This is a genomic window from Citrobacter sp. BDA59-3, assembly GCF_015167655.1.
Taxonomy (GTDB): Bacteria; Pseudomonadota; Gammaproteobacteria; order Enterobacterales; family Enterobacteriaceae; genus Phytobacter; species Phytobacter diazotrophicus.
On sequence record NZ_CP063427.1, the window covers coordinates 964,819 to 977,082 of the forward strand.

Genomic DNA, 12,264 nt, shown 5'->3' on the forward strand with positions numbered 1-12,264 from the left:
TATTAGCAATAATATGATTAATGATATTTTGCTATTTTTTAGGTTTTTTTATTTTTAATGATAATGAATGACAATTAAAGAGTAATATTATGTTTGTCTTTCGAATTGTATCTGGTGTGGTTTCTTGGTTTGTAGCTAGCATAATATTCAATGTATTATTCATGTTTCATGGTTATAATATGGCATATATTTCATTGGTTATGGCACCCGGAATCCTCCCTTTTATACCATTTTTTTTATCTAAGCCACATTATGGATATCGATGGGTTTATATATTATTAGGTATTGTGATTCAAGTCTTATTTAATTTCTTTGATTTGTTATGGGGTAATATTGAAGTGTTACTTATTGGCGTTTTAGGTATATCACTTTTTTATTATTCATTTTTTGTGAGTGTTTCCAGGTCTGCCTCAGTAATCTACTGCGTTGTAATTTTTAATTTTCTATTTATTTTTCTTTTGGCCCAGCAGTTTTACATTTATAATGAATTTCGCTCAAAAAATATATGCTTTATATCTGAGCGGTATTGTGGGTCGGAATGTTATAAAGATTATATTCAGATTTCATGTAAAACTAAGGAGTGGCAATCGGAAGTTTTTCATGGATTACCGGGTAGTACTTATAATTTTGGAATGAAAGATAATAATATTTTTGTAAAATTCGAAGATTACCATAAGAAGCGTGTGTTTATTTTAAAGGATGGGCGGTTCGAAGAACATTAAGATCTGAATTTTTTATTATTAGATCTCTCCGGTTGATTTTATAAGGTTATTAGTCAAGCATATATTTTAAAATGGACTACCGGCAATATTATCAATAATCCCCAAGCCTGCTCTTAACAACTCACTCCACTTTAATCATTACCTATTTACCACAGGATTTTCATGGACGATTTAACCCAACGCTACTACGAAGCTGAAATGCGCTACCTGCGCGAAGCCGGTAAAGAATTCGCGCAGGCATACCCCGACCGTGCGGCAATGTTGAACCTCGACAAACCTGGTGCTCGCGATCCGTATGTGGAGCGTCTGTTTGAGGGGTTCGCATTCTTAATGGGGCGGCTGCGTGAAAAACTGGATGACGATTTGCCGGAACTCACCGAAGGGCTGGTCAGTCTGCTCTGGCCGCACTATCTGCGCACCATTCCCTCACTGTCTATTATTGAGCTGGCAACCGATTATCGGCTGATGAAGCAGAGCGAAACGCTCAGTCATTTTCAGGTGCTGTCACGCCCGATTGGTGAGCGTAAAACCCGCTGTCGCTACACCGCCACGCGCGATGTCACGCTCTATCCGCTGGCTTTGCCCGACGTATCACTGCAGTACGAGCCGGACGGACGTTCTGTCATTCGCCTGCGTTTCGAATGCAGCCCGCTGGTCGGCGACTGGTCGCAAATTGATTTATCACGACTACCGTTGTATCTGAATGCCGACAGCCCGATAGCCTGTGCCTTACACCGGGCGCTCACGCTGGGAACGGAACAGATCTGGCTGCGTTTGCCGGGGCATGAGCGGCGTGTGCTGGAGGGCCATTTTTCTGCGCAGGGATTGGGGGACGATGACAGACTGTGGCCCAAAGGAGAATCCGCATTTAGCGGCTATCAGCTCTTACTTGAATATTTCACTTTCCGTGAAAAATTTATGTTTGTAGCGCTTCATGGGTTGGAAAACATCGCCTGGCCGGAAGGAATAAAGGGTTTTGAGCTGGATGTTGTGCTGGTGGAAAGTTGGTCCCACGATTTGCCCTTCAATGCCGACACTATCCGCCTGCATTGTGTTCCGGTTATCAACCTGTTCTCACTGGAGGCTGATCCGCTGCATCTCTCACCGCTGGAAAACGAATATCTCCTGCGCCCCATGCGTATCCAGGATGGGCATACAGAAATCTATTCTGTTGATCGAATCGTCTCCTCACGCCACACCGGCAATCAGGCATATGTCCCGTTTTCCAGTTTTCGCCATCGGGGCGGCATGTTGCGTCACGATGCCCCCGAACGCTATTACCACACGCGGGTGAAGCGTGGCCCCTCGGGGCTGCATGACAGTTGGTTGATTTTGGGGGGCGATGCGTTTGACGCGGACAGGCTTCTGGAAGATGAAACCTTGTCACTGAGCCTGACGGGCACCAACGGCCAGCTTCCGCGCAAGGCGTTGCAAAGCACGCTTCTGGACACCCCCCTCCATGCGGCGCAAAACAATCTGCGGGTCCGTAATCTCTGCGCGCCGACGCAGCCTTGTTATCCCCCTTCGCGTGACCGTTTCCACTGGCGGGTACTCAGTCATCTTGGCTCAAACTTTCTGTCGATGATGGATAACGCGGAGATCCTGCGCGGCACGCTGGCGCTCTATGACTGGACGGAGAGCGAGATGAATCGCCGTCGTCTTGAGGCGATTGTTGATGTTCAGCACCATCTCATTCAGCGTTTCGAAAAAGGCTTTCTGCTGCGCGGAGTGGATATTCAGGTCACCCTCGACAGCAAAGGTTTCGCCGGGGAGGGGGATATCACCCTGTTTGGTGAACTCCTTCATCGCTTCTTCGCGCTCTATGCCGATATCCATCTTTTCACACAACTCACCGTAATATTGCAACCCACAGGGAAGTGCCTGCAATGGACCGAACACCACAGCCAGCGCGTACCGGGCTGATACATCGACTGACGCCGCACATTTCGCGGATTAATTTTTACCGTTTTTGCCAGTATCTGGAACAAGCTGCGCCACACGCCCCGCCGTTAGGCAGTAGCGCGAACCCTGCTGATGATCCCGTGCGCTTTCGCCCTCATCCGGGGATGGGATTCCCTGTCAGCGAACTTAAAGCGGTCGAGCACCATTCGCAGCAGCCTGACGCGCCAGTGACAGTTCGCACCACCTTTTTGGGGCTTTATGGCGTCGATTCCCCTCTGCCGACGGCTTACCTGGACGACATCGCACAGGGAAAGGACGGGCATGAAGCGGTGATGGCGTTTCTGGATATCTTCAACCACCGTTTTACCACGCAGTACTACCGCATCTGGCGCAAATACAACTACCCGGCGTCGTTTGAACCGGGGGCAAGGGATGCGATTTCACGTTGCCTGCTGGGGCTCATTGGTTTGGGCATTCCAGGTAGCGAAAACCATATCGCCACGCCCGTTTCGCGTTTTCTGGCATTGTTGAGCGTGATGCGCCTGCCAACGCGTACAGCGGAAGGCGTGACAGCGTTAGTGGCACTGCTTGCGCCAAAGACCCAGGCAACGGTGACACCACACGATCCGCAGTCTGTTGTACTGCAAACGCGGGCCTGCCTGTCCCGAACGACCCGCATTGACCTGACAACGCGCGCTCTGTTGGGGCGAACCGGCACGGACGTTAACAGTCAACTGTTACTGCAACTCTATACCGAAGCGGCTGACGAAGTGCGCGGATGGCTGCCGGGAGGGCAGTTGCATACCGATCTTCTGGTGCTGCTGCGTGTATATCTTGGCTGGCGTAGCCAGGCGCGGTTACAGCTCACGCTTCCGGTCAGCCTTCTGCCGGCGGCACAGCTAGGGAAACAGCGCGTTCAGATTGGCCTAACCGGCATTTTACGCGCCTCAGGTTCCGCGCCAGACACCGGGACTGTAACGGTGAAACTTGGCCGCTATCAGGGGCTCATGCCCGGTTCATTACGATGGGACAGGGAGAGAATTACGCATGTTCATTATCCACTGTAAGCGCCGGGCGTTGGCCTGCGCGATGGCGTTGTCAGTTTTCCTGACAGGCTGCGGGCTGGGGCAAAAGGTGATCGAGGGCTCGAAAAGTATGGCGAGCGCTATCTTCTATAAACAGATCCATATCTTGCATCTGGATTTCATCTCGCGTGGCGCGCTCAACACGGACGCGCAAAACACGCCGCTTTCCACCATGGTGCATGTCTGGCAACTCAAATCGCGCGCCCGCTTTGATAAAGCAGATTACGACACCTTGCTCATGCAGGAAGAGTCGGCACTCAACGGCGATGTTCTGGCGGAACATACAGTCTGGATTAAACCCGAGGGTGCGGTTTCGCTGGATGTGCCGCTCGATAAAGAGACGCAGTTTATTGCCATTGCCGGGCAGTTTTATCAGCCGGATGAAACGCGTAATAGCTGGCGGTTGATCCTGAAACGGGACGAGTTGGATGCGGATAAACCCCGCACTATCGAGCTTTTGCGCAGCCAGTTAACGCTGCTTCCTGTGCAGGACAATTAATCCATGCCGACTCCTTCTTTATACGAAATGTTGATGTCTGGCTTCAGTGGCGAATTACCGCTGGAACAGGTCGGCGAGCGGGACCAGCTTATCCTTTCCGTGATGGATAACATGCAGCGCATTATTAATTGTCGGGCGGGTACGCTGGCGCACCTGCCGGATTACGGGTTACCGGATCTTAGCGTGATACATCAGGGAATGACGGCGGGTATTCACGGGTTAATACGCCAGATTGAGGAGACGCTGCGCCGTTATGAACCTCGCCTGAGTCAGCTCCGCGTGGAGCTACTGCCGCAACCGCGTCCCGGACATCTGAATTACCTGATTCATGCCGAACTTCCCGCCAGGGGATGGATCCGTTTCGACGGGGTCTTCTCGCCGGAAGGGCGGATAGTCCTGCGTCATCTTAAGCAACAGGAGCGTGCATAACCTATGACGGACCATTCGTTATTTATCAGCCAGTTTCGTGTGGGTGGCGATCCCTGTACTTTTCGCGAAGCGGGCGAATTACAGGCCGAAATGGGTAAACTCACCCATCCGGCGCGCCCGGACGTGGACTGGCGTCGGGTCGAATCGTTGTGTCTGGCGTTGTTCAGACAAAATGGCGTGGAGCTGCAAACACTGGTCTGTTACATCCTGGCCAGAACAAAGCAGCAGGGGCTGGTGGGTATGACCGAAGGGCTGGAGGCGTTGCAGACACTGATGACGCGCCACTGGGGCGATTTCTGGCCCGCGCAGGTACATTCAAGAGTCACTCTGCTCAGTTGGCTGGCGGAAAAGATACAGCAGTCGCTACGGATAATGGAGGTTCAGTATCAAGCGTTGGCGCAGGTCTATCGCTGTGAGCAATACCTGGCTGAACTTGAAAAAGTACTGCGTCAGTGCGAACTCTGGCATCTGACCCGAATGGATATCGTTGCCGGTCAGTTGCGTAATGTTGCGCTGCGACTGGAGCGGCTCACGCCGCAGGAGACAGAAGCAGGCGTAACACCGATAACCGCAAGCGCCATAGCGCCCTCCGAACCAGAAGAGATTGCGCCACGTGTCGCACCGCCAGCGCGGCAGACAACGGTCACGCCATCCCGACGTTCATGGCCGATGTTTTTTGCCGGAATGATGACCGCAGTGTGTTTGAGCGGTATCGGGGTTGGGGGATGGGCATTCCTGAATCAACCTGATTTACGGGAACGAGAGCGCAATGCGCTACAGGTTTCTGAGCTGTCTCATTACGCGCAGGCACAGAAGCAGTTGCAGCGTCTTTCTCAGCAACTGGATGCCCTTGATGAACGTAAAGGGAAATATTTAACCGCATCGGAACTGAAATCAGCCGTTTTCGCGATTCGCCAATCCCTGCAAACGCCACCGCTGGAAGAACTGCTTCGGCAACTGGATGAACAGACGCGATCGGGGGAGGTGACGCCTGCGCTGATCGTACAAATCGAGACCCGATTTCAACAGTTGCTCAACCGCTATGCCCTGTTAAGCAACCCTCGTGCGAACAACTCAGGGGAGGATAAGACGCCGTAGACGCCCTGTTAATCCACTTTCAGCATCGGTCCCGGACCACCCCAGTCCGGGTCTTTTTGCACTGAATATATCACTCATAGCTCATATCAAACTCTACCGCCGAGTTCGCGGTGCCTGGACTGATGGTGCCGGTGCGGATATAGCGTGCTTTCATTGGGATGGTATAACTGCCGCCCGTAGACGTACTGTAACCTGTGTATTTGGTCTTGGTATTGAACGGGACGTTAGTACCATTTCCATAGAGAACCTGAACCCCTACGCCTTTGGCGGTGGAACCGCTGTCAAGAGTCAGGTACTGTCCTGTGCCGCTGCCTTTCAGGGTGATTCCGGAGGCGGGTTTAAAGGTGTAATTAACCGAGTTCAATTTCGACGGGCAATTCTTGATGACGAAATTGAAATTCGTTGCAGAGCTTGTCGAACCCACGGTAGGGAATTCTGCGCTTTCATGTTTTTTTAAATCGACGCGGATATCCGGTGTTTCGCAGGCCAGCACGGTAACGGGCACGGAGCCTGTGATGGTGAGGTTGCTGAATGTTACCGCACTCGTTTCGCTTCTGTCTGTGCCGACCATGCCTGCAAGAGTAGGGGCGCTTAAGATCACGTTACCCGGACTTACCGGACCAATAACATAAAATTGCACATAGACTGCCCCTATTTTTTCGTCGTTGAGATTGCTAGCGCTTGACAGGGAACCTAATTCTGTTGCTGTAGAGTAAATTGTGAGTGGGGTTGTAAAGAAAGGAGCCGTAGCGCGAATTCTGACACCAATTCCGCTGACATTAGTTTGATAAACGCCATCTATGCTTGTAGTGCCCCCAGGTGAAAGTACCTTATCCAGCATGTAACGATATCTGCTTGTTGTGTACGTACAATCTGACTTTGTTGCGGGCCCGCCACTGCTCACCTTGATTTCACTACCAATTGGCCCTGTAGCGGCATTGCGCGGCACTGAGATAGACGTTGAAATTGGCACAGAGTAGTTTTGCACAGAATAACCTGACGCCATTACACAACCTGCAGCCACATAGCCTTTTGGGCTAATTATTAATAAACCAGCAATTTTTACTAACTGAATAAATAGAGTACGATTGTTCATAATTATATGTCCTTATATTAGTTCTGTGCAGTTTATTGTCCGTATTGCGCGTCGTGTTCGTCAAAACCGCCAAAATCATTAATTGCCGTAATCTTTATTTTCCCGACTTCTGGCAGATTTGAATTCGACAATGGAAACTGTGCCGTATCTTTTGCCGGGCACATGCCGTGTAGTGGTTCTGCATTGTTATTGGTGCTGCTCTTAAACTGAACATCATGAAATGAGACGCTGAACGCCGACGGGTTCCCACACTCCAGATATTGCTCTTTACCTGCCTGCACAACGCGCCAGCGTAACTGACTGACCGCCTCCTCCGGTTTCCCCGGTAAATTTTCCGGGCGATAAAACAGCTTTAAGCGGGTACGAATGGAAAACTGCACCACATTCTCTTCCCCGGTTTTTTTCCCTGCCGGTGTAGGCTGTAGTTCAAGGATATTGAGCCAGAAGACTGACTCCCGGTCTTGCGGCACATCACCGCCAGGGAACATTATCCGCAGTGTCTGAGCCTTGTCCGGGTCGATGCGAAAAATGGGCGGCATCACGACAAAGGGGGCGTCACTGGCGTGGTCCGGGACTGTGGCATCACCTCGATCAATCCACGCCTGAATGAGCCGTGGCGTGGTGGCATTATTGGTGAGCTTAAACGTCACTTCCCGCTTAGCAGCCGGATAAATCACTCGGGTGCCGGCGGGCTGAATACCCGCAATCGACACCGAATTTAAAAATATTAAGACTGTGCATAATGCACGGAATACTACCCTCATTGTTAACGTCCCCCCTTGTATGGGTAAGATTTAATTTGAAATCATTCATATTAAGAATGTGATTCCCGCTGGATAATGTTTAGATGTATTGGTGTTAGTTATATATCTGGCGTGATATACACGTTGAGATTAATGTGACATGACAATTGGCACTTCAATAAGATTGTTTTAAGGGAGTTTACAGAAAGTCAGAGGGTAAATTCAAGGGAGGATGTTTTCTCTTTCTCTGAAATGCTAAGGTGATGGCGTTTTCATTCTTTGCAGGATGGGGGAAAGGGAACGCCCGGAAGTAAATCTATATGGAAATTCTTATAAAGAAATTCGCTTTCCCTATTTATTAAATGAATATGTAACGCCGGTTTTTAATAAAACATTTGAACGAGTTTGCAGAGGGTTTTATTTGTTTTATTATTTCACATACTTATAAAATGAAGTAAGCAACAGACGCATCAGGCCCGGACCACCCCAGTCCGGGCCTGATGCTTTTACTCTTTCGCCGTTGCGCGACGCGGAGCAAATCCTTCGCTAACCCCTTCACGATCGTGGCGTGCAATCCAGCGGTAGCTGCCTGCGCCCAGGAACACACCGATAAACCAGCTAAAGTTCGCCACTTCGTGCAGTGACGGAATAAAGCTGATGATGAGGCACACGGCGACCGACGGCACCAGTGCGGCAACCGCTTTCGGGTTGATGCCGTTTTTGTACCAGTAGCGCCCATTCGGGGAGACGGTAAACAGATCATCGACAAACACTTTCCCGCGTTTAATCAGGTAGAAGTCCGCCAGGAGAATACCGAACAGTGGCCCGATAAAGGAGCCCAGCACATCCAGCGTGTAGTGGATCAGTTCCGGTGACTGGAACAGGTTCCACGGCGTCAGCAACACGGAGCCAACGGCGGCGATCATCCCGCCGGTGCGGAAGCTGATCTTCTGCGGCGAGCAGTTTGAGAAATCGAACGCCGGGGAGACGAAGTTAGCCACAATATTGATCCCAATGGTGGCGATAATCATGGTCAGCAAACCAATTGCCATGGCCAGGCTGTTGCCCACGTGGCTGACGGTCTCGATAGGATCAGTGATCATTTTGCCGAACAGCGACTGTGTACCCGACACGATCACCACGGTCACGATGGAGAACAGCAGGAAGTTAAACGGCAGGCCCCAGCGGTTGCCGCGACGAATTTCCTGCATGCTTTTGCCGTAACGAGAGAAGTCGCCAAAGTTCAGCAGTGGGCCGGAGAAGTAAGAAACCACCAGCGCCGTTGCGGTAATCATCTGCCAGGTTTGCTCGCCCGCGGTCAGCTCTTTGCTGGCAAGGGTAAACGAGATACCGCTAAAGCCGGTTTGCGACAGGATCCACACCGCCAGCGCCAGCATCACCACGTAGACAGCCGGGCCTGCGATATCGATAAAGCGTTTAATCGCGCTCATCCCGTGCCAGAACACCAGTGCCTGCAATACCCACATAATGCCGAAGCAGACCCAGCCCAAATGCGACAGACCAAGGAAATGCCCTTCGGTCATCGGGGCCAGAGAAGGCCAGAATTTCAACATCACCAGCATTAACGCGTTAGCGGCCAGATAGGTTTGTATACCGTACCAGGCAAAGGCGATAAGACCACGGATGACGGCCGGAATATTGGCGCCGAACACGCCAAATGCCTGGCGACAGATAACCGCATAGGGCACGCCAGCCATTTGGCTTGGTTTGGCAACAAGGTTTGCGCACAACTGCACAATACAGATGCCCAGCAACAGGCACAGTAATACCTGCCAACTGGCAAGGCCGAGCGCAAAGAAGCTGGCCGCGACTACGTATCCACCCATGCTATGAACGTCGGACATCCAGAAAGAGAAGATGTTGTACCACGTCCAGCTCTGGTCGCGCGTCGGGGCCAAATCGTTGTTAGTGAGTCGTGGGCTGTAACTGTCTTTGTAATTTGGTTCAAGGTTTGGCATGGAATCTGCTCCTCTGAATACAGATTGTGACGTTATGTCTGCCATCCTGTATTGCATGAACCAGGCCAGGTTTTAATTTTATGTATACAAAATATTTTAATGATGTATACAAAAAGATAAGAACCAGGTAACAAAGGAATTTCCCAATGAAGCAGCCAACGGGGCTACAGACCCCAGCAGATCTGGAAGATAAAGAAAATTTCATCTGGCAGTCGCTGATGACCGCCATTGTCGAACATCAATTACCGCCCGGCAGCAAATTACCCGAAGAAGCCCTGGCCGAAGTGTTTGGCGTTAGCCGCACGGGGATCCGCAAGGTTCTGACGCGCCTTGCGACGGTGCAAATGGTCACGATGACGCCCAGACGTGGTGCATTTGTTGCCAAACCGGATATCGATGAATCGAAAGCGATCTTCTCTACCCGCAAAATGATCGAGTGTGCCAACCTCCCGCAAGTGCTTGAGCATCTACAGCCGCCACATATTGCTGGGCTCGAGAAAATCATCGCGCAGGAAGAAGAGGCGCATCAGAACCACGATGGCGCGGCGGCGATTCGTTATTCCGCGGCATTTCATATCCAGTTGCAGGCTATCTCTGGCAATGCCGTAGTGACCGATATTGTGACCACGCTCGCGCAACGTTCGTCGCTGGTGATTGCCGCCTGGGGCGCCCCCTGGCAGCGTGGGTGCCGCTGCGACGACCACGACAGGCTCATCGAACTGCTGCGTAAGAAAGATGGCGCGGCGCTGAGCCATGCTATGGCCCACCACTTCGATCATATTGTCTCAAGCCTCAGCTTTGAGCGCGGCGGCGACATCCTCCCCGATTTTGCCCGCCTGTTTGGCGCGCCAGGAGAACAGGCATGACACAATTCTGTATACAGGTGATCAACCCCAATACCAGCCCGGAAATGACGCACACCATTGCCAGCGCTGCCCGCAGTGTCGCCGCACCGGGTACGACGATCCTCGCCAGTTGTCCGAGCCAGGGCGTGGAGTCGATTGAAGGGCATTTTGATGAGGCGATTGCCGCCATTGGCGTGCTGGAACAGATAAAAAAAGGCATGGCACAGGGGGCGCAAGGCCATGTCATCGCCTGCTTTGGCGATCCGGGGCTGCTGGCCGCCCGCGAGCTGGCAAGTGGGCCGGTCGTGGGAATTGCCGAAGCGGCGATGCATGTCGCCACGCTGGTCGCGACGCGTTTTTCCATCGTCACCACCTTGCCGCGCACGCTGATCATCGCCCGTCATTTACTGCAGCAATATGGCTTTGGGCATCACTGCGCCGCACTGCATGCGATCGATTTACCGGTACTGGCGTTAGAAGATGGCACGGGTCTTGCTCAGCAGAAAGTACGCGAGCGTTGTATACAAGCCAAACGGGAAGATAATAGCGGCGCTATTGTTCTTGGCTGTGGCGGGATGGCGAACCTTGCCAGTGAGCTGACGCAGGAGCTGGGTATTCCGGTGATCGATGGCGTCACGGCAGCGGTGAAAATGGTGGAATCCCTCCTGGCACTGGGGCTTGGTACCAGCAAGTACGGCGATCTGGCGTATCCCAATAAAAAGCCGCTTTCAGGATGCTTTGAAATGTTGAGCTGAAAGCGGCCCCAAAATGAGGTCAAATCAGCATGCATTCAGATACGGACAAGCCTGTCTGGCACTTTACCGATAACTACCCGCGCGATATGGCCGGGTATGCCGGAAAACCCCCTCATGCGCAATGGCCCGGAGGGGCGCGCATTGCCGTGCAGTTTGTCCTGAATTTCGAAGAAGGCGGCGAGAACCACGTCCTGCATGGCGACGCCGGTTCCGAACAGTTTTTGTCAGATATTATTGGCGCGGCGAGTTACCCGGCAATACATATGTCCATGGACTCGCTGTATGAATACGGTTCCCGCGCTGGTTTCTGGCGCATCCACAATGAATTTCAGAAACGCGGCCTGCCGTTGACTGTGTTTGGTATCGCGATGGCGCTGGCGCGTAACCCGGAGATCGTCGCGGCGATCAAAGCGGCGGATTATGATGTGGTGAGCCACGGCTGGCGTTGGATCCACTATCAAAATATGGATATCCAGACCGAGCGCCAGCATATGCAGCAGGCGCTGGAGATCCTCACCGCACTGTTTGGCAAAGCGCCGCTCGGCTGGTATACCGGGCGCGATAGCCCGAACACCCGCAAGCTGGTGGTGGAGCAGGGTAGTCTGCTCTATGACAGTGATTACTATGGCGACGACCTGCCGTTCTGGACAACGGTCGATCAGAAACCCCACCTGATTGTGCCCTATACGCTGGATGCGAACGATATGCGCTTTGCCACCGCGCAGGGCTTTAATACCGCCGAGCAGTTTTATACCTACCTGAAAGACAGTTTCGATGTGCTGTATGAAGAGGGGGAAACGGCGCCGAAGATGATGTCGATTGGCATGCACTGTCGGTTACTGGGCCGCCCCGGCCGTTTCCGTGCATTGCAGCGTTTCCTGGATTATGTGCAGAGTCACGAAGGTGTGTGGATTTGCCGCCGTCAGGATATCGCCGAGCACTGGGTGAAGACGCATCCGTATACTCCGGCGTGAGTTTATACCCCCGCTCTCTCTCCCTAAAAGGGAGAGGGGGCACACTGTAGCCCCGGTAAGCGCAGCGCCACCGGGGATAATTCCCGGATGGCGGCGCAGGCACCTGATGCGGGCAACGTTTTCCATGCGAGCAGAGA

The 12,264-nt window shown here is 52.3% G+C and carries 12 protein-coding genes; 9 read left to right on the plus strand and 3 right to left on the minus strand.

What is annotated here, in order from left to right:
• Window positions 1-89: 89 nt before the first annotated feature.
• The 6 genes from IP582_RS04470 (at window position 90) to IP582_RS04495 (ending at window position 5,735) form a co-directional block, all read left to right on the plus strand.
• On the plus strand, window positions 90-722 hold the full coding sequence (locus IP582_RS04470) for a hypothetical protein (RefSeq protein ID WP_193795186.1): 633 nt from the start codon (window positions 90-92) through the stop codon (window positions 720-722).
• 162 nt (window positions 723-884) lie between these two features.
• A complete protein-coding gene (gene tssF, locus IP582_RS04475) occupies window positions 885-2,645 on the plus strand; it encodes a type VI secretion system baseplate subunit TssF (RefSeq protein ID WP_193795187.1) in 1,761 nt (586 codons plus the stop codon).
• Window positions 2,609-3,691, plus strand: coding sequence for a type VI secretion system baseplate subunit TssG (tssG, locus tag IP582_RS04480; protein WP_193795188.1), 1,083 nt, complete (start codon window positions 2,609-2,611; stop codon window positions 3,689-3,691). Before tssF ends, tssG begins: the two co-directional genes overlap by 37 nt.
• Window positions 3,672-4,208 carry a type VI secretion system lipoprotein TssJ gene (gene tssJ / locus IP582_RS04485; RefSeq protein WP_193795189.1) on the plus strand — a complete coding sequence of 179 codons (537 nt, stop codon included), beginning with the start codon at window positions 3,672-3,674 and terminating at the stop codon, window positions 4,206-4,208. Before tssG ends, tssJ begins: the two co-directional genes overlap by 20 nt.
• Before the next feature lie 3 nt (window positions 4,209-4,211).
• Entirely contained in the window at window positions 4,212-4,637 is a 426-nt protein-coding gene (tssE, locus tag IP582_RS04490; protein ID WP_041852648.1) for a type VI secretion system baseplate subunit TssE, read from the plus strand.
• Between the two features lie 3 nt (window positions 4,638-4,640).
• Window positions 4,641-5,735: a VasL domain-containing protein gene (locus tag IP582_RS04495; RefSeq protein WP_193795190.1), complete on the plus strand. Its 1,095-nt coding sequence runs from the start codon at window positions 4,641-4,643 to the stop codon at window positions 5,733-5,735.
• Window positions 5,736-5,805: 70 nt separating this feature from the next.
• On the opposite strand, the gene IP582_RS04500 is transcribed toward IP582_RS04495, so the two are convergent.
• From IP582_RS04500 to IP582_RS04510, 3 genes are all read right to left on the minus strand, one after another.
• Entirely contained in the window at window positions 5,806-6,831 is a 1,026-nt protein-coding gene (locus tag IP582_RS04500; protein WP_193795191.1) for a fimbrial protein, read from the minus strand.
• A gap of 32 nt (window positions 6,832-6,863) precedes the next feature.
• Window positions 6,864-7,508 (minus strand): molecular chaperone, encoded by a 645-nt coding sequence (locus IP582_RS04505; RefSeq protein WP_193795192.1) that lies wholly within the window; start codon window positions 7,506-7,508, stop codon window positions 6,864-6,866.
• A 572-nt stretch (window positions 7,509-8,080) separates the two neighbouring features.
• Window positions 8,081-9,553, minus strand: a complete 1,473-nt coding sequence (locus tag IP582_RS04510) for an NCS1 family nucleobase:cation symporter-1 (protein WP_193795193.1) — start codon at window positions 9,551-9,553, stop codon at window positions 8,081-8,083.
• A 146-nt stretch (window positions 9,554-9,699) separates the two neighbouring features.
• Between IP582_RS04510 and IP582_RS04515 the strand changes: the two genes are divergently transcribed.
• Genes IP582_RS04515 through puuE form a run of 3 tightly spaced genes read left to right on the plus strand, consistent with a single transcriptional unit; the run spans window position 9,700 to window position 12,127 of the window.
• On the plus strand, window positions 9,700-10,419 hold the full coding sequence (locus IP582_RS04515; RefSeq protein ID WP_041852645.1) for a GntR family transcriptional regulator: 720 nt from the start codon (window positions 9,700-9,702) through the stop codon (window positions 10,417-10,419).
• The gene (locus tag IP582_RS04520; protein WP_071195918.1) at window positions 10,416-11,153 is read left to right on the plus strand and encodes an aspartate/glutamate racemase family protein; all 738 of its coding nucleotides are present in this window, start codon (window positions 10,416-10,418) and stop codon (window positions 11,151-11,153) included. Before IP582_RS04515 ends, IP582_RS04520 begins: the two co-directional genes overlap by 4 nt.
• Window positions 11,154-11,182: 29 nt before the next feature.
• Window positions 11,183-12,127 carry an allantoinase PuuE gene (puuE, locus tag IP582_RS04525; protein ID WP_193795194.1) on the plus strand — a complete coding sequence of 315 codons (945 nt, stop codon included), beginning with the start codon at window positions 11,183-11,185 and terminating at the stop codon, window positions 12,125-12,127.
• Window positions 12,128-12,264: the final 137 nt, after the last annotated feature.